The organism is Pseudomonas sp. TE6288 (assembly GCF_054062095.1).
Genome location: NZ_JBSSEW010000005.1, coordinates 202494 through 220806 on the forward strand (window position 1 = coordinate 202494; position 18313 = coordinate 220806).

General features: G+C 64.5%; 14 protein-coding genes. 3 read left to right on the forward strand and 11 right to left on the reverse strand.

The window, feature by feature from the left end; genetic code table 11:
• Positions 1–4 precede the first annotated feature (4 nt).
• Together ACVWY1_RS07155 and ACVWY1_RS07160 are read right to left on the reverse strand one after the other, a co-directional pair.
• Positions 5–1390, reverse strand: a complete 1386-nt coding sequence (locus ACVWY1_RS07155; RefSeq protein ID WP_457378021.1) for a heavy metal sensor histidine kinase — start codon at positions 1388–1390, stop codon at positions 5–7.
• On the reverse strand, positions 1387–2061 hold the full coding sequence (locus tag ACVWY1_RS07160) for a heavy metal response regulator transcription factor (RefSeq protein WP_457378022.1): 675 nt from the start codon (positions 2059–2061) through the stop codon (positions 1387–1389). The genes ACVWY1_RS07155 and ACVWY1_RS07160 overlap by 4 nt, the downstream gene beginning before the upstream one ends.
• Positions 2062–2337: 276 nt before the next feature.
• Here ACVWY1_RS07160 and ACVWY1_RS07165 point away from each other — a divergent pair, with 276 nt between their 5' ends.
• Positions 2338–2541 carry a hypothetical protein gene (locus tag ACVWY1_RS07165; RefSeq protein WP_102681617.1) on the forward strand — a complete coding sequence of 68 codons (204 nt, stop codon included), beginning with the start codon at positions 2338–2340 and terminating at the stop codon, positions 2539–2541.
• Between the two features lie 70 nt (positions 2542–2611).
• On the opposite strand, the gene cmoB is transcribed toward ACVWY1_RS07165, so the two are convergent.
• From cmoB to ACVWY1_RS07200, 7 genes are all read right to left on the reverse strand, one after another.
• A complete protein-coding gene (cmoB, locus tag ACVWY1_RS07170) occupies positions 2612–3568 on the reverse strand; it encodes a tRNA 5-methoxyuridine(34)/uridine 5-oxyacetic acid(34) synthase CmoB (protein WP_102681618.1) in 957 nt (318 codons plus the stop codon).
• Positions 3565–4308, reverse strand: a complete 744-nt coding sequence (gene cmoA, locus ACVWY1_RS07175; protein ID WP_277503072.1) for a carboxy-S-adenosyl-L-methionine synthase CmoA — start codon at positions 4306–4308, stop codon at positions 3565–3567. The genes cmoB and cmoA overlap by 4 nt, the downstream gene beginning before the upstream one ends.
• Positions 4309–4397: 89 nt before the next feature.
• Positions 4398–4790: a protease inhibitor I42 family protein gene (locus tag ACVWY1_RS07180; protein ID WP_457378023.1), complete on the reverse strand. Its 393-nt coding sequence runs from the start codon at positions 4788–4790 to the stop codon at positions 4398–4400.
• 169 nt (positions 4791–4959) lie between these two features.
• On the reverse strand, positions 4960–7380 hold the full coding sequence (gene lon, locus ACVWY1_RS07185; protein WP_277503073.1) for an endopeptidase La: 2421 nt from the start codon (positions 7378–7380) through the stop codon (positions 4960–4962).
• Between the two features lie 154 nt (positions 7381–7534).
• Complete coding sequence (locus ACVWY1_RS07190) at positions 7535–9946, reverse strand: glucose/quinate/shikimate family membrane-bound PQQ-dependent dehydrogenase (RefSeq protein WP_457378024.1); 2412 nt, start codon at positions 9944–9946, stop codon at positions 7535–7537.
• A gap of 31 nt (positions 9947–9977) precedes the next feature.
• On the reverse strand, positions 9978–11324 hold the full coding sequence (locus tag ACVWY1_RS07195) for a carbohydrate porin (protein WP_457378025.1): 1347 nt from the start codon (positions 11322–11324) through the stop codon (positions 9978–9980).
• Positions 11325–11558: 234 nt separating this feature from the next.
• On the reverse strand, positions 11559–13607 hold the full coding sequence (locus ACVWY1_RS07200; RefSeq protein WP_457378026.1) for a TonB-dependent receptor: 2049 nt from the start codon (positions 13605–13607) through the stop codon (positions 11559–11561).
• A 321-nt stretch (positions 13608–13928) separates the two neighbouring features.
• On the opposite strand from ACVWY1_RS07200, the gene ACVWY1_RS07205 reads away from it, so the two are divergent.
• Both ACVWY1_RS07205 and ACVWY1_RS07210 read left to right on the forward strand, forming a co-directional pair.
• On the forward strand, positions 13929–14150 hold the full coding sequence (locus ACVWY1_RS07205) for a VF530 family protein (RefSeq protein ID WP_102681624.1): 222 nt from the start codon (positions 13929–13931) through the stop codon (positions 14148–14150).
• Positions 14150–14776, forward strand: coding sequence for a Pr6Pr family membrane protein (locus tag ACVWY1_RS07210; protein ID WP_102681625.1), 627 nt, complete (start codon positions 14150–14152; stop codon positions 14774–14776). Before ACVWY1_RS07205 ends, ACVWY1_RS07210 begins: the two co-directional genes overlap by 1 nt.
• 430 nt (positions 14777–15206) lie before the next feature.
• Here the strand turns inward: ACVWY1_RS07210 and fdxA are convergent, their stop codons facing one another.
• Both fdxA and mutS read right to left on the reverse strand, forming a co-directional pair.
• On the reverse strand, positions 15207–15530 hold the full coding sequence (fdxA, locus tag ACVWY1_RS07215) for a ferredoxin FdxA (RefSeq protein WP_023629582.1): 324 nt from the start codon (positions 15528–15530) through the stop codon (positions 15207–15209).
• A 139-nt stretch (positions 15531–15669) separates the two neighbouring features.
• Positions 15670–18243: a DNA mismatch repair protein MutS gene (gene mutS / locus ACVWY1_RS07220; protein WP_457378027.1), complete on the reverse strand. Its 2574-nt coding sequence runs from the start codon at positions 18241–18243 to the stop codon at positions 15670–15672.
• Positions 18244–18313: the final 70 nt, after the last annotated feature.

An 18313-nucleotide genomic window follows, 5' to 3' on the forward strand; every position in this document is an offset into this window, starting at 1 on the left:
AGCTTTACTCGGCCTTGAATACCAAGGTGAACCGCGTCGGCCCTTCGACCCGGCTCCTCACCTCGACCCGCCCCCCATGCAATTGCATGATCGACTTGACGATCGCCAACCCCAGCCCGGTTCCGCCCTCCAGCCGTGAACGCCCGGCTCCTGCCCGGTAAAAGCGTTCGAACAGGTGCGGCAGGTGCGTCTCGTCTATCCCCGTGCCCTGGTTCTGCACCCACACGGCAATCTCGTTGCCCAGCCGCTCGATACCCACGGCGACCGGCTTGCCCTCTGGTGCATGGCGAATCGCATTGCTCAGCAGGTTCGACAGCGCCCGCTGGAACATCAACCGGTCCACCAAAGCCGTGCCCCAGCCTTGCAGGTGCAGGGAAATGCCCTTGAGCTCGGCACTGAAGGCGAACAGTTCACTCACCCGGGCCACTTCGTCCGCCAGCGTCAGTGGCGTCAGGGCAACCTGGGTCTGCGGCTGGCTGACCTGGGCGAGGAACAGCATGTCGTTGATGATGCGGTTGAGGCGGGTCAGTTCCTCGACGCTGTCTTCGAGCGCTTCGCGGTACTTGTCGCCGTCACGCTCGCGGGCCAGGGTCACCTGGGCCTTGCCCATCAGGTTGCCGATCGGTGTACGCAGCTCGTGGGCCAGGTCGTCGGAGAACTGCGACAGTTGGCGCACGCCCTGGTCGAGCCGGTCGAGCATGACGTTGATGGCGCGCGCCAGGTCGGCCAACTCACTGGGCAGACCTTGGTCGGGCAGGCGGTGTGCCAGGTCCTGGGCCGAAACCTGCCCGGCGATCCGGCGAAAGTGCCGCAACGGGCGCAGGCCGCGCTGCACCAGTTTCCAGGCGGCGATGCCGATCAGCACCAGCAGCAGCGGCAGGGCCAGCAGGGTCGAGTGCAGGTAGGCTTGCAGCAGGCTGTTGTCATCGCTGCGGTTGAGTGACATCAACACTTTTACCGGGGTGTCGTCGCGCAGGCGCATCAAGCGGCTGGCGGTGAGGATCTGATTGTCGCCGTCGTCGCGCCAGGCATGGAAGGTCAGCCGTTCGTCCGCTTCGAGGTTCAGCAAGTGCTGGGACTGCATGGCCGGGCCAAGGCTGAGCAGCGCTGGATGGCGGCCATTGACGGCCAGCACGCTGAGGCTGAGGTTGTCATGGCCCATGACCAGGTCGAGCAGGGGGTGGGCCCGGGCGCTGAGGTCGTCGCTGCGCAGGTCCACCCGCAGGTTGTGCTCGACCTGCTGCATCTTGCGCGTCAGGTCCTTGCGTGCCCGGCTATCCAGTTCATGGTCGAGGGCGAATACCGCCAGGCACGCCAGCAGCAGCACCAGCGCCGCGCCCAGCAGGGTGACGCCCAGGCCCAGGCGCAACGACAGGCTGGGGCGCTTCACGCCCGCGCCTCGAGCACGTAGCCGACGCCGCGCAGGGTATGGATCAGCTTGTCGTCGAAGGGGTCGTCGATCTTCGCCCGCAGGCGGCGGATCGATACCTCCACCACGTTGGTGTCGCAGTCGAAGTTCATGTCCCACACCAGCGAGATGATCTGGGTACGTGACAGTACTTCGCCGCTCTGGCGCATCAACAGGTGCAGCAAGGCGAACTCCTTCGCCGTCAGATCGATGCGCTGGCCGTTACGCCAGGCGCGGTGTCGGCCGGGGTCGAGCTCAAGGTCGGAGACCTTCAATGTGCTCGGCTGCAGGCGCTGGTCGTTGCGCCGGAGCAGGCTGCGGATACGCGCCAGCAGTTCGGGGAATTCGAACGGCTTTAGCAGGTAGTCGTCCGCGCCCAGGTCCAGCCCCTTGACCCGATCGGCGAGCCGGCCGTGGGCGGTGAGCATCATGATCCGCGTGGACGACTCGGCGCGCAGGCGCTGTAGTACGCCCCAGCCATCGAGCCCGGGCAGGTTGACGTCGAGGATCACCAGGTCGTAGGGCTGCTGGCGGGCCAGGTGCAGGCCGTCGGTGCCGGTGTAGGCGCAGTCGACCACATAGCCGTTTTCGCGCAGGCCTTGCTGCAGGTAGTCAGCGGTACGGGGTTCGTCCTCGATGATCAGTAGGCGCATGGTCGGGCTCTGTGTGGAAAGGGGGCGATTCTCGACCCTGTAGTGACATCAGGGTCAAGCGGCGAGGATGTTACTGGATGCGAATGGCGATAAGAGGAGGATTGCTGATTTGTAATCTGCAGGTCATATGGGCGACAGGCTTGTCGTCATCGCGGGGCAAGCCCACTGCCACGAGTTTCTGTGGGGATTTCAGGACTGTAATGTCCGCCTCACCTTGCTGTTAGCTGCGCCTTGCCATGATGGCCCTGTCGATACGGTTATCACGAGGAAAGCACGATGAACCTGACCAAGTACTTGCTGCTGGCGATCCTCGCCCTGGGCAGCACCAACGTTTTCGCCGAGGGTGGCGCGGAGCGTTCCAAGCAATTCTGGCAAGCCTTCCGCGAGGACCAGGCGCGCCTGCATGGCGACAAGCAGCAGGCCGTGGCCGAGCGTGAGCGCAAGGCCGAAGAGAAGGCCCGCGAGCTGGCCAAGGATTGAGCACCACACGCCTGCGCCGCGACAGCTCCTCGGCGCAGGTGAGCCTGGGCGCCCGAATGGGCGCCTTTTTTTATTTGCGCGCCAGCAATGTGGCGCGGCGTGGCGCCGGCAGGCCTTCAATGGTCTTGCCGTGGTCATTGGGGGCGAGGAAATCGCCAAGCGACTGGTAGCGCATCCACTCGGTGCTGCGTTGTTCCTCGACGCTGGTGACGCTGACATCGACGCAGCGCACATCGCTGAAACCGGCGCGGCGCAGCCAGCGCTCCAGGGCCGGCACCGACGGCAGGAACCATACGTTGCGCATCTGCGCGTAGCGGTCCTCGGGCACCAGCACCTGGTTTTCGTCGCCCTCGATCACCAGGGTTTCCAGTACCAGCTCGCCACCCTTGACCAGGCAATCCTTGAGCGCCAGCAAATGCTCGATGGGCGAGCGGCGGTGGTAGAACACGCCCATGGAGAATACGGTGTCGAAACCTTCGAGGTTGGCCGGCAGCTCTTCGAGGGCGAACGGCAGGTGCCACGCCGGCAGGTCCGGCAGGTACTGCTGCACGGCCTGGAACTGGCAGAAGAACAACCAGTTGGGGTCGACGCCGATGACCATGTCGGCGCCGGCACCGAGCATGCGCCACTGGTAGTAGCCGTTACCGCAACCCACGTCGAGCACGCGTTTGCCCTTGAGATCCAGGTGCGGGCCGACCCGCGACCATTTCCAGTCCGAGCGCCATTCGGTATCGACATGCACGCCGAACAGGTCGAACGGGCCCTTGCGCCAGGGCGAAAGGCCCATCAGCGCCTGGCGCATCTGCGCCCGGGTGGCATCGTCGCAGGCGCAGTCCAGGCGCAGGCCGTCGACCAGGTCGATTTCGCTCGGGGTCAGCTGCGGCAGTGCGTCGAGGGCGCCGCGCCAGCGATCGAGGTCGCCGTGGCCCTTTTCCAGCTTGCTTTCGAGTTGTGCCTGCAGGCCTTGGGACCAGGTGGCAAGGGGCGTGCCGGCCAGGCGGCGGACGAGGGGGGACAGATCGATCATGGCAGGGCTATCAGCGAGGCGAAGTTGAGGCATTGGAACCAGGGCACGACCTTGGAGAAGCCGGCAGCGCGCAGGCGCTTTTCATGGGTTTCCAAGGTGTCGGGTTTCATCACGTTCTCGATGGCGCTGCGTTTCTGGGCGATTTCCAGTTCGCTGTAGCCATTGGCACGCTTGAAGTCCAGGTGCAGTTCGTTGAGCAGTTCCTGCTCCTGGGCGTCGGTGAAGCGCAGTTTCTCCGAGAGAATCAACGCGCCGCCCGGCAAAAGTGCCTGGCGGATGCGGCCAAGCAGGTCCAGGCGCTGTTCGGGGGCGACGAACTGCAGGGTGAAGTTCATTGCCACGACCGAGGCCGGCTCGAAGGGCAGGGCCAGAATATCGGCCTCCAGCACCTGCGCCGGCAGCAACTCCTGGAACATCGAGTCCTGGGCTGTGAGGTACTGTCGGCAGCGCTCGACCATGGCCGCCGAGTTGTCCACCGCGATCACCCGGCAGCCGTCTGCGCGCACATGGCGACGCAGCGCCTGGGTCACTGCGCCCAGCGAGGCGCCGAGGTCGTACAGCGCGGAGTTGGGTTGGGCGAAGCGCGCGGCAAGCACGCCGAGGTTCTCGACGATGGTCGGGTAACCGGGCACCGAGCGCTTGATCATGTCCGGGAACACCTGCACCACGTCTTCGTTGAAGACGAAGTCGGGCACCTGCTCCAGGGGTTGGGCGAATAGGCGGTCGGGTTGTTTGCTCACGGTGGGTCCAGGCGGCTGGCAATCTACAGGGGCGGCATTCTAGCCAAACCACGGCAAGCTTGCATGACTGGCTGACCGGCGCCGTGCGCTCAGTTGACCCGAATGGCGCAATCGAAGGTCTGTACGGGACGTACTTCCGGGGCCCAGGGCTGCTGGTAGACCAGGATCAGGTGGCCCTCACCAGCGGCCTTGGCCTGGAAGCGCCAGCTGGACAGGCCGCCGCTGCCGACGATGCCGGCTTGCTCCGGAGAGCTGTACACCTCAGGGCCGAGGCTGCGCAGGATCTCCGAAGCCGGGTTCTGCACCAGCCAGCGGTAGCCGGTGGTGGGGTTGCTTGGCAAGGTGAGGGTCAGGGTCTGGCCGACCTCCAGGCGCTTGGGGCATTCGCTTTCGCCGTCCAGTTCGACGGTGCGTTGCGGTTGCTGGGCGCAGGCGGTGAGCAGGGCCAGGGCGGCGGGGACGAGCAGGCGAGGGAGGGACATGTTGGCTCCTGAAGCTGGAATGGCCTGAGGATAACCGAAGCTGTCGGAAGTTTGTGTGGTCTGCGCGGGCTCTATCGCCGGCAAGCCGGCTCCCACAAGTAGGATACATGCCGCACTGTGTGGGAGCCGGCTTGCCGGCTATAAGGGCCGCAACGCGGCCCGGTCCTCTTTAGAACAATACTTTCGCCACGTCGGCGAAGCGCTTGGCGAAATGTACGCTCAGCCCGTCCTTCAGATACTCGGGCAATTCTTCGAAATCGCCACGGTTGGCCTCCGGCAGGATCAGTTCGAAGATCTTCTGTCGCCGCGCGGCGATCACTTTCTCGCGGACCCCGCCGATCGGCAGCACCTGGCCGGTCAGGGTCAGCTCGCCGGTCATGGCCACGCCTTTCTTCGGCGGCTGGTCGCGAGCCAGCGACAGCAAGGCACTGGCCATGGTCACGCCGGCGCTGGGGCCATCCTTGGGGGTTGCGCCCTCGGGCACGTGCAGGTGAATGAACGCCTCGTTGAAGTAGCCGGGCGTGCCACCGAACTGCTTGAGGTTCGAGCTGATGAAGCTGTATGCGATCTCCGCCGATTCCTTCATCACGTCACCCAACTGCCCGGTGAGCTTGAGACCGCGGTTGAGGCTGTGGATGTGGGTGGCCTCGATCGGCAGGGTGGCACCGCCCATGCTGGTCCAGGCAAGGCCGGTGATAACGCCCTTGCCGGCCAGCACCTGCTCGCTGCGGAACACCGGCATGCCCAGTGCGGGCTCGAGGTCCTTGGCGGCAATCTTGAGCTTGGCGTCCGGGTCTTCCAGCAGTTTGACCACCGACTTGCGCACCAGCTTGCCCAGCTGTTTCTCCAGCTGGCGCACACCGGCTTCGCGGGCATAGCCCTCGATCACCGCGCGCAGCGCGGCGTCGTTGATGCTCAGGCTGGTCTTGGCCACGCCGGCCTTGTCCAGCTGCTTGGGCCATAGGTGGCGCTTGGCGATGGCCAGCTTCTCTTCGGTGATGTAGCCGGAAAGGCGGATCACTTCCATGCGGTCGAGCAAGGGGCCGGGGATCGAGTCCAGGGTGTTGGCGGTGCAGACGAACAGCACCTTGGACAGGTCCAGGCGCAGGTCCAGGTAGTGGTCGAGGAAGTCGACATTCTGTTCCGGGTCGAGGGTTTCCAGCAGCGCCGAGGCTGGGTCGCCCTGGTAGCTCTGGCCCATCTTGTCGATCTCGTCGAGCATGATCACCGGGTTCATCACCTCGACCTCCTTCAGCGCCTGCACCAGCTTGCCCGGCTGGGCGCCGATGTAGGTGCGGCGGTGGCCCTTGATCTCGGCCTCGTCACGCATGCCGCCGACGCTGAAACGGTAGAACGGCCGGCCCAGGGATTCGGCGATGGACTTGCCGATGCTGGTCTTGCCTACCCCGGGCGGACCCACCAGCAGGACGATGGAGCCGCTGATCTCACCCTTCCAGGCGCCGACGGCAAGGAATTCGAGAATGCGTTCCTTGATGTCGTCGAGCCCGGCGTGGTGGCGGTCGAGTACCTTGCGCGCGTGCTTGAGGTCGAGCTTGTCCTTGCCGTACACACCCCAGGGCAGCGCGGTGGCCCACTCCAGGTAGTTGCGGGTGACGGCATACTCCGGCGAGCCGGTCTCGAGGATCGCCAGCTTGCCCATCTCCTCGTCGATGCGTTTTTTCGCTTGCTCGGGCAGGGTCTTGCCCACCAGGCGCTGCTGGAACTGCTCCACATCGGCGCTGCGGTCGTCCTTGGTCAGGCCCAGCTCCTGCTGGATGACCTTGAGCTGTTCCTTGAGGAAGAATTCGCGTTGGTGCTCGCCGATCTGGCGGTTCACCTCGGCTGAGATCTCGTTCTGCAGGCGGGCGACCTCGACCTCCTTGCGCAGCATCGGCAGGACCTTTTCCATGCGCTTGAGCATGGGCACGCAGTCGAGCACTTCCTGCAGCTGGTTGCCGGTGGCCGAGGTGAGGGCGGCGGCGAAGTCGGTCAGTGGCGACGGATCGTTGGGGCTGAAGCGGTTGAGGTAGTTCTTCAGTTCTTCGCTGTACAGCGGGTTGAGCGGCAACAATTCCTTGATCGCGTTGATCAGGGCCATGCCGTAGGCCTTCACTTCGTCGGTGGGCTCCGCCGGCTGGCGTGGGTAGTCGACCTCCACCAGGTAGGGCGGGCGGTGGTGCTTGAGCCAGGTGCGGATGCGCACGCGGGTCAGGCCCTGGGCGACGAACTGCAGCTTGCCGCCTTCGCGGCTGGCGTGGTGGACCTTCACCAGGGTGCCGTATTCGGGCAGGGCCTTGGTGTCGAAGTGGCGGTGGTCCTCCGGTGGGGTGTCCATGAAGAACAGCGCCAGGGAGTGGTGCGGGGTCTTGGCGACCAGATCGAGGGTTTCGGCCCAGGGTTCTTCATTGACGATCACCGGCAGCACTTGCGCGGGGAAGAACGGGCGGTTGTGGATCGGGATCACGTAGACCTTGTCCGGCAGTTGCTGGCCGGGCAGGGCGAGATGGTGACCGGGGGCGGTCGCGGGATCGAGATGTTCGACTTCGCTGTGTTCGTCGGGGTGTTCCGGGAAATCCTGCTGGTCGCTCATGGGGCACCTGCGTGAATGGCTATGGTGCTTAGATGGGGCGGTGGTTGGCAGGTTTCAATGGTAGACGAAGGGGGGAGAACTGCGGAGGGAAACAATAGCGGGGCAAGCCCGCTCCCTCGATGGGAGTGGGCTTGCCCCGCGACAGGCGTGATGCTTACTCAGCCAATTTGTAAGCGATGATGTAGTCGCCCATTTTCGTGCCGAGCGAGCCATGGCCGCCTGCAGTCACCAGCACGTACTGCTTGCCATCCTTGCCGGTGTAGCTCATCGGCGTGGCCTGGCCGCCTGCCGGCAGGCGAGCCTTCCACAGCTCCTGGCCGTTCTTCACGTCGTAGGCGCGCAGGTACTGGTCGAGGGTGCCGCTGAGGAAGCCGACACCGCCGGCAGTGACGATCGAGCCCCCCATGCTTGGCACGCCCACCGGCATGCCGATCGGTACCGGGGTGCTGTCACGGGTGGTGCCGTTCTTGTGCTTCCACACCACTTTGTTGGTGAACAGGTCGATGGCTGCCACGTAGCCCCAGGCCGGCGCCTGGCATGGAATGCCCAGCGGCGACATGAACGGATGCATGGTCACGGCGTACGGCGCACCGGTGTTCGGCTGCACGCCGCTGGTTTCGCTCTCGCGCTTGCTGCCTTCGGCGACCTGCTCGCGTGGGACCATCTTCGACACGAAAGCCATGTAGTTCGGCGAGGTGAAGAGGATCTGGCGCACCGGGTCGACCGAGACGCTGCCCCAGTTGAACACGCCGACGTTGCCCGGGTAGACCAGGCTGCCCTGCTCGGAGGGCGGGGTGTACTGGCCTTCGTAGCGCAGGCTGCGGAACTGGATGCGGCAGAGCATCTGGTCGAACGGCGTGGCGCCCCACATGGCCTGTTCGGTCAGGTCAGGGCCGAGCAGGTTGAGGTCGGAACGGGCCTGGGTCGGTGCGGTGTGGTCGCCCTTGACCGCGCCTTGGGGGACCGGGATCTCGCGGATCGGCACGATCGGCGTGCCGTCGCGGCGGTCGAGTACGTACAGGCTGCCTTGCTTGGTCGGCACGATGACCGCCGGCTTGACGCCGTCGTCGGTCTTCAGGTGCACCAGGGTGGGCTGGCTGCCGACGTCCATGTCCCACAGGTCATGGTGGGTGAACTGGTAGTTCCAGCGCGCCTTGCCGGTGGCCAGGTCCAGGGCGACGATGCCGGCGCTGTACTTCTCGGCGCCAGGGGTGCGGTCGGCACCCCACTGGTCGGGCGTCTGGTTGCCCAGCGGCAGGTAGATCATGCCGAGGTCTTCGTCGACGCTGGCGATCGACCACATGTTGGCCGAGTTGCGGCTGTAGAACTTGCCGTCGGCCAGGGGCTTGGTGTCTTCGGGGTTGTTGCTGTCCCAGTTCCACACCAGATGGCCGTCGTGCACGTCGTAGGCGCGGATCACGCCGGACGGTTCGTTGGTCGATTCGTTGTCGGTCACATGGCCGCCAATGATCACCAGGCTGCGGGTGATCGCGGCCGGCGAGGTGGAGTAGTAGCCACCGGCGGTGAACGGGCCGATGCCGCGGGTCAGGTCGATCACGCCCTGGTTGGCGAAACCTTCGCAGACCTTGCCGGTGTCGGCGTTGATGGCGATCAGGCGGGCGTCGGCAGTAGGCAGGTAGAGGCGGCGCGGGCAGGCCTGGGCCACGGCCTGGCCTGCGTCGGTGATCTTCGGCGCGGGGCTGCCATCGCGGCTGACGTAGCTGTTCTCGTCATAGTACGAGACGCCGCGGCAGGTCATGTGGGCGAAGCCCTTGAACGTGCCGGTGGGGCTCTTGACCTGCGGGTCGTAGCGCCAGATCTCGGCGCCGGTGTCCGGGTCCAGCGCCAGCAGGCGGCTGTGGGCGGTGCAGGCGTAGAGCATGCCGTTGACCTTCAGCGGCGTGTTCTGGTTGGTCAGCTCCACCGGGTCGTTCTCGGTCGGCAGGTCGCCGGTGCGAATGCGCCAGGCTTCTTCCAGGCGGTAGGCGTTCTGCGGGGTGATCTGGCGCAGCGGCGAGTAGCGGTCGCCATGCTCGGTGCGGCCGTAAGCCTGCCATTCACCGTCGGGCATGGCCGGGGCGGCGCTGCCCATTTCGCTGTTGTCGCGGGTGAACTCGCCACGGATCTCGCCCGGGTGGGTGAACTGGCTGGCCAGGGCGGTGGCGCCGGAGGCGACCACGGCGACGCTGAGCAGGGCAGTGTTGACCTTCGATGCAGGGCCCACCAGTGGGCGGCGCGCCCACGGCAGCAGCAGGACCACGCCGATGGCGAACCAGATGGCCAGGCGAGGCACCAACTGCCACCAGTCAAGGCCCACTTCCAGCAGCGCCCAGGCGGTGCTGCCCAGCAGTACCAGGCCATACAGGCCCAGGGCAATGCGACGCTTGGCCAGCAGCAGGATGCCGGACAGGGCGAAGCCGATACCGGCAATCAGGTAGTAAAGCGAGCCGCCCAGCTGGCTCAGCTTGATGCCGCCGGCCAACAGGGCCAGGCCCATCATCAGCAGCAGCACGCCCATCAGGCGCGGTAGCCAGCGGGTTCCATTCTTGGCACCGTCAGTGCTCATCGTCTGTTCTCCGTAGTGTGAAAGGGTCGGGTTAGAAAGTGCTCTGGATCTTCAGGCCGCCGATCAACGCGTCGTCGACCCGCGACACCCCGCCCGGATGGCGGATGTACTGCAGGTTCGGGCGTACGGTGAGCCAGTCGGCCAGGTGGATGCCGTAATAGAGTTCGGCGCTGTACTCGGTGTCCTGCACGGGCAGGAAGCCGGGGTTGTCGTAGTTGTCCAGACTGTTTGCCTGGTTGATGAGGCGGGCGTTCTTGCGGTAGCCGGGGTTGACGTGCACGCGGGCCAGGGCGAAACCGATGTCGTCCTTGGCGCGGGCATCGAACGGCCCTTTGTAAACCACACCTGCCTGCACATAGTTGTCGATGGCATTGGTCTTCTTGTCGTGCATCGTGGCGTTGGCGAACAGGCTAAGGCCGCGCGACTGGTCGGAGGCCAGCGCGGTCACCTGCTGCTGGGCACCGAGCCACAGGCCGTGCTTGCTCGAGCTGCTGCGATAGGCGGCGCCGCTGATGGCGGCCGGCGTACCGTTGCTGTCCTTGAGTACATCCTGTGCCTTGGCATTACTGTAGTAGTAGCCGGCGCGATATTCCCCTTTCAGGCCATTGACCCGTGGGCTCCAGACCAGTTCGATCGGCATCACCGCGCCCTGGGTGCCGCTGCCGCTGAGCTTGAAGCCGTTGCCGCTCTCCAGGTTCGAAGGGTTCTGCTCGAACACGCCGACCTGGGCGTAGAGCGCCTCGTTCAGGTTGTAACGCACGCGCAGTGCCCACTGGCTGACCGGCCAGTTGTACCAGATGCCGCCGACCCAGTTGCCCACCTGCGAGCCGCAGAACGCCAGGTTCTGGAAATCGCAGGGGAAGCTGTTGAAGTCCTCGCCTTCGCCGAAGCGGCCGAATTTCACGTCCAGCGCGCCATCGAAGTATTTCTGCTTGATCCACATCTGCGTCAGTCGCCAGGTCTGGCCACGGCCCCAGACTTCCTGGGCCGAGGTGAAGCCGCCGACGCGCGGGTCATTGATCCGGTCGTTGCTGATGTTGTTGCCGTGGCGTTCGGTGACGGTCAGCTGCACCTCGGTGTCGTGCCAGCCGAGGATCTTCTGCAGGTCCATGTTCACGCCGAAGGTGAACTGGTCGCTGTAGCGTACGGCGCGGTCGTGGCTGTAGCCACCGTGCAGGTTGCTGCCCATCTCGCCGGTGTAGCCAAGGGTGAAGTCGTAGCCCCTCTCCAGCAGTTCGCTGCGGGTACCGCCCCAGTCGCCGAGCATCCACTTCGAGTCCTTGGCGAACATTTCGCTGGCACTGGTGGTAGGGGACAGGGCACCGAGCAGGGTGGCGAGGGCGAGGCCGGAGTAACGGGTATTGGGCAGCTGGAGCATGAGATAGCGCTATCTTTTGATTGTTGAGGAAACGGCAAGCGCAACGAAGTACGAGGTCTTCGAAGGAAATGGCTGCGATGGGTATCGAGTGAAGCGATTCAGCTTGCGGCGGGGAGGATATAGGGGAAGTTGTAAGAAAAAAAGACAAAATGTCGCAGGGGATTGTTGCTGATGGGGTAACAGTTCATCGGCCCATCGCGGGGCTAGCCCGCCCCACGGTGGGCTGCGATGCCGTCAGAACGAGGTGCGCAATCCAACCTGCACACTACGCCCCGGCGCCGGCGCGATATCGCGCAGGATCGAGCTGGCATAGCGCACGGTCTGGTCGGTGAGGTTCTCGCCGCGCACGAACGCCAGCCATTCACTCTGGCCGATGTCGAAGCGATACCCCAGGCTTGCGCCAAGGGTGGTGTAGCCGTCGGTGCCGGTTTCGTTGGCCGGTTTGCGCCGTTGCGACGCGGCATGCTGCACATCGACCCGCGCTTGCCAGCGATCCAGTTCCCAGACCAGGCCGCTGTTCAGGCGCAGCGGTGCGATACGCGGCAGTGGCTCGCCGCTGTCGAGGTTCTTGGCCCGGGTGTAGTCGCCGGACAGTTCCAGGGCGAAGCTGCCGTAGCGATTCTCCAGCAATTTCCAGCGGTCCTGGGCCTCGATACCGTAGAAGCGTGCGCGCACACCCTGGTAGGCATACTCGGGGATATCACCGTGATCGTGATCATGGTCGTGGTCATGATCGTCGCCATGGTCGTGATCATGGCCTTCACGCAGGTTGCCGGTGCCGATCAGGCCGATGTAGTTGCGAAAATGGCTGTAGAACACACCGACGCTGCCCTTGTGGGTGCCGTTGTCGAAGCGCAGGGCCAGGTCGCCGGAGATGGCCTTTTCCTTGTTCAGGTTCGGGTCACCGATCTCGTAGGCGCCGGTCGCCACGTGGGCGCCGTTGGCATACAGCTCGTAGAAAGTTGGCGCGCGCTCGGTGTAGCCGAGGTTGGCGGCCAGCGACCAGATCGGGTCGAGCTGGTACACCGCGCCCGATGATAGGCTGAAGGCGTTGAAGCTGCTGGCGCTGTCGGCTCCGGCAAAGGTTTCGTTGCCCTTGGCATCCGGATCGACCCGGGTGTGTTCCATGCGCGCGCCCAGGCTCAGGTTCAGGCGCTCGCTGGCCTGCCATTGTTCGAGCAGGAACAGCGCCAGGCTGTCGGTGTCGGTGTGCGGGACAAAGGCTTCCTCGCCCAGTGCGGAGAACTCGTTGCGGCTGACCTGAGCACCGATCACGCCCTCGACCGGCCCCAGCGGCTGGTGGCGTGCCTCTATGCGTGCCTCGTAGCCCTTGTTCTTGAAGGTGGTGTGCACTTCACCGCTTTCGATCTCACGGTGCTGGTAGTCGGTGTAGCCGGCATCGACCTTCACCGAGCTGAATGGTCCGTCGAGATCGCGCAGTTCCGAGGCGAAGCCGTAGTGGTCCTGCTGCATGTCCAGGCGTACGCCGGGCTCGGCTACCGAGCCGTAGTTGCTGTCATAGCGGCTGTAGGACAGACCGGTATACCCGTGATCCCAATGATAGGAACCACCGATCGCGCCGCCGTCCTGGCGTCCGTCGCTGTTCTTCAGGCGGTGCTTGCTGCCGGGCTCGTCGGCGTCGCGCACCTTCGAGCTGCGGGCATAGCCGGGGATGCGCAGGTCGTTGAACTGGCGGCTGTTGGCATCCAGGTGCAGGGCGAAGACGCCGTTGCCGGCCTCCAGTTTGCCGGCACTGCTGCGCGTGGTGTCGGCGCCGCCGTAGCGCAGTTCGCCCGCGCCATGGATGCCTTCAATGGGCGAGTCGGGGATACGGTTGTCGAAGGTGTTGACCACGCCACCGATGGCGTTGCCGCCGTAGAGCAGGGCGGCCGGGCCGCGGACGATCTCGATCCGCTCGACGGTCACCGGGTCCAGCGGCACGGCGTGGTCGTAGGACAGCGACGAGGCGTCCAGGGCACCGACGCCGTTGCGCAGGATACGAATGCGGTCACCGTCCAGGCCGCGGATCACCGGGCGGCTGGCGCCGGGGCCGAACCAGGTGGAGGCGACACCAGGCTGTTTGTTGAGGGTCTCGCCGAGGCTGCCCTGTTGCTGCTGCAGTAGGTTGTCGCCTTCAAGGACGGTGCTCGGGGCAGCCAGCTGGGCGTTGCCCAACGGGTTGGCGGTAATCACCTGGGGTTGCAGTTCCACGGCCTGGCTGGAAGTCGAGGCCAGCCAGAGCGCTATGGCAAGCGGGGAGAGGTGCAGCGGCATGTGACGCATGGGGATGTGGCGTTCCTTGGCAGATTCTTTGTGTTGTTACAATATAACATCACTATTTCAGCACAAGGCTTCCCGTGCTTGCCAGTGGTTTTTGTCCAGTGCTCCGGTCGTGCCGCTTGGGAGCCTCTGAATCGCGGCGGGCAACCATGGCCCATCAGGTTCGGCACGTTGCAACGAATGTAGGAGCGGATTCATCCGCGATGCGCCGCGTGGGCGGCGCTCGATTGTCCGGACGCCGCAGTTTTGTCGACGAACGCATCGCGGATGAATCCGCTCCTACACTCATGTAAGGTGCGCACCTTCCCGAACCTGGAGCACTGCATGAGCACGGCCAACCATAACGCGCTGCACGGCAAGACCCTCGAACAGATCCTCACCGAGCTGGTGGCGCACTATCAGTGGCAGGGTCTGGCCGAACGCGTCGACATCCGCTGCTTCAAGAGCGATCCGACGATCAAGTCGAGCCTGACCTTCCTGCGCAAGACCCCATGGGCACGGGAGAAGGTCGAGCAGCTGTACGTGAAGCTGCAGCGCAAAGGCTGATGCCGCGCCGGCCTTGGCTTGCCCTGGCGGCTGTGCTCGGCTGGGCGGGGCTGGCGATCCAGCTGTACCTGGTACTGCTGGCACGTTGGCAGGAGCAGGCCAGCCTGGTCGGCGGGATGGTCAACCTGTTCTGCTATTTCACCGTGCTGAGCAACACGCTGGTGGCCACGGTGCTCAGCCATGCCGCATTCGGCCGCGACTCGCCGGCCAGGCGCTGCTTCCTTTCACCTGTGGTCAGCTCGTGCGTTGCAGCCAGTATCGTGCTGGTGGCGCTGGCCTACAGCCTGCTACTGCGCCACTTGTGGCAACCCCAGGGCTGGCAATGGCTGGCGGACGAACTGCTGCACGACGTGATGCCGCTGCTGTTCACCCTGTACTGGTGGTTCGAGGTGCCCAAGGGGCGGCTGCGGCTCTGGCATCTGGCAGCCTGGGCACTGTACCCGATGCTGTATTTTGCCTTCGTGCTGCTGCGCGGGCATGAGATCGGGGTGTATCCCTACCCGTTCGTCGACGTTGCGCGGCTGGGCTATGGGCAGGTACTGATGAATGCAACAGGGGTGCTGGCTGGGTTCTGGGCGATCGGGCTGGTGCTGCTGGGGCTGGACCATTGGCGAGGACGGCATTGAGGCAGCAGCACCCTCGGCAAAACTGTTTATTTCGCCACCCTCGTAGTATCGCGTGTAAGCATTCGCTTACTCGTTATGTAAGTGATTGCTGTAGGGATCAGTAAATCAATGTCGTTTCCAGTGGCGTAATTTTTCCAAGTAATTGAAATATATATTTTTTATAAATATCAGAAGATGTTACGCCTGAATCATCCTGAGATATTCGTTGCTTGTCCCAAGGCGGGGAATCGCTAGTATTCGAACTGTGTCTACGGACTGACACAGGCTCTCACGGATGATGGCCAAGGACATCGCGGGATGCGATTCATCAGGACGATGATTGGGACATACAGGGACTACGGAAAAAATGTGGGCGGGTCAAACCGCCCCTTTTTTTGTCTGCTGAAAATGAAAAAAGGCCCTCGCGGGCCTTTTTCGTACCTGGGCGCTGTCAGCGCTCCAGATCGGCAATCTTGCCAGGCTTGCCATCCCACTCTTCGGCGTCCGCCAGGGCGTCTTTCTTCTCGGTGATGTTCGGCCAGATTTCGGCCAGCTCGGCGTTCAGCTCGATGAAGTTCTCCATGCCGGACGGCACTTCGTCTTCCGAGAAAATCGCCTGGGCCGGGCACTCAGGCTCGCACAGCGCACAGTCGATGCATTCGTCCGGGTGAATCACCAGGAAGTTCGGGCCTTCGTAGAAGCAGTCCACCGGACAGACTTCCACGCAGTCGGTGTACTTGCATTTGATGCAGTTGTCGGTGACGACGAAGGTCATTTCTAATTCTCTCCTCAGGCGACGGCAGCTTGCCCTTCCTTCCAGGGCAGCGCGGTTCACGGTGCTGGCTGCAGACCAGGCTAATAACCTGCAGCCTTCGCAAACCGCGCCGGATTCTACCAGCTTGCGCGGTGGGCCGTTATAACAGGTTTTTCAGTTGATATAGCATTTCGATAGCTTGGCGCGGCGTCATGTCGTCCAGCTCCAGCTTGCCCAGCTTCTCGATGGCCGGGTGTGGCAGGCTGGCGAACAGGTCGCTCTGGTGCGGCACGTGAGGCGTATTGTCGCGCGGCATTGCAACCGGCGCTTCATGGGGCAGGCTGGTGGTCTCCAACCGGCCCAGGTGCTCGCGGGCACGCTGGATCACCGCCGCCGGCACGCCCGCCAGTTGCGCCACGGCCAGGCCGTAGCTTTGGCTTGCGGGGCCCGGCAGCACATGGTGCAGGAACACGATGCGTTCATTGTGTTCGGTGGCATTCAGGTGCACGTTGGCCACCAGCGGCTCGCTGTCCGGCAGCACGGTCAGTTCGAAGTAGTGGGTGGCGAACAATGTGTAGGCGCGCAGCTGGGCCAGGCGCTCGGCGGCGGCCCAGGCCAGCGACAGGCCATCGAAGGTGCTGGTGCCGCGGCCGACTTCGTCCATCAGCACCAGGCTGCGGTCGGTGGCGTTGTGCAGGATGTTGGCGGTTTCGCTCATCTCGACCATGAAGGTCGAGCGCCCGCCGGCCAGGTCGTCGCTGGAGCCGATACGGGTAAAGATACGGTCCACCGGCGACAGCTCGCAGGCGGCTGCCGGGACGAAGCTGCCGATGTGCGCCAGCAGCACGATCAGCGCGGTCTGGCGCATGTAGGTGGACTTACCGCCCATGTTCGGGCCGGTGATGATCAGCATGCGCGTGCTGTCGTCCAGGCCCAGGTCGTTGGCCACGAATGGCGTGGTCAGCACCTGCTCGACGACCGGGTGGCGGCCCTGCTCGATGCGCAGGCACGGCTCATCGACGAAGCTTGGGCAGTTCAGGTCCAGGTTCAGGGCGCGTTCGCCCAGGTTGCTCAGCACATCCAGCTCGGCCAGCGCCGCGGCGCTGTCCTGCAGTGGCGCCAGGTGCCCGATCAGGGTTTCGAGCAAGGCATCGTAGAGCATCTTCTCGCGCGCCAGGGCACGGCTCTTGGCCGACAGCGCCTTGTCCTCGAACGTTTTCAGCTCGGGGGTGATGAAACGTTCGGCGCCCTTGAGCGTCTGCCGGCGGATATAGTCGGCGGGTGCCTGTTCGGCCTGCTTGGTCGGCAGCTCGATGAAATAGCCATGCACGCGGTTGTAGCCGACCTTGAGGTTGGCCAGGCCCGTGCGGGCCTTCTCGCGGGCTTCCAGGTCGATGAGGAACTGGCCGGCGTTCTCGCTGATCGACAGCAATTCGTCCAGTTCGCTGTCGTAGCCGGTCTTGAGCACGCCACCGTCGCGGATCACCGCCGGCGGGTTATCGATGATCGCCCGCTCCAGCAGGCCGGCCAGCTCCGGGTAGGTGCCGGTGATCGCGGCCAGGCGCGCCAGGTGCGGTGCCTCCAGTTCGGCCATGGCGTTCTGCAGCTCGGGCAGGGCGCCGAGGGCGTCGCGCAGGCGCGCCAGGTCACGCGGGCGGGCGTTGCGCAGGCCGATGCGCGCGAGGATCCGCTCGATGTCGCCGATTTCCTTGAGCTGCGGCTGCAGCTTTTCGAAGCGATAGCCGTCGAGCAGGCAGCGGATCGAGTCCTGGCGCGCCTTGAGCACCTTCAGGTCGCGCAGCGGACGGTTCAGCCAACGGGTCAGCAGGCGGCTGGCCATGGCGGTCTGGCAGCGGTCGATCACCGATTGCAGGGTGTTGTCGCGACCACCGGCCAGGTTGATGTCCAGCTCCAGGTTGCGGCGGCTGGCGGCATCGAGGATGACGGTATCGTCAAGGCGCTCGTGGCGCAGGCTGCGCAGGTGGGGCAGGGCGGTGCGTTGGGTTTCCTTGGCATAGCTCAGCAGGCAGCCGGCGGCGCCGATGGCCAGGGTCAGCTTGTCGCAGCCAAAGCCCTTGAGGTCCTGGGTGGCGAACTGCTGGCAAAGGCTCTTGCGTGCCGAATCACGGTCGAAGTCCCACGGGGCGCGGCGCCGTGCGCCACGGCGCTTCTCCGCTGGCAGGCCCTGCGGCCAATCATCCGGGATCAGCAGCTCCACCGGGTTGATGCGCTCGAGCTCGGCCAGCAGGTTCTCCCAGCCCTTGATCTCCTGCACGGTGAAATTGCCGCTGGTGATGTCCAGCACCGCCAGGCCGAACAGCCGCTCGTCGCCGAGCAAGGCGGCAATCAGGTTGTCGCGACGCTCGTCGAGCAACGCCTCGTCGCTGATCGTGCCCGGGGTGATGATGCGCACCACCTGGCGCTCCACCGGGCCCTTGCTGGTAGCCGGGTCGCCGATCTGCTCGCAGATCACCACCGACTCGCCGAGCTTGACCAGCTTGGCCAGGTAGCCTTCGAGCGAGTGGAACGGAATCCCGCACATGGGAATCGACTGGCCCGCCGACTGCCCGCGGGCGGTCAGGGTGATATCCAGCAGTTTCGCGGCTTTCTTCGCATCTTCGTAGAAGATCTCGTAGAAGTCGCCCATGCGGTAGAACATCAGCTGGTCCGGGTGCTGGTTTTTCAGCTTCCAGTACTGCTGCATCATCGGGGTGTGTGCGGAGAGATCAGACATTCAGGGCCTTACAGCGGGTGGTCTGGTGGCAAATTTCGAAACCGTCAATGGTACAGGCTTTTTCCGCTGG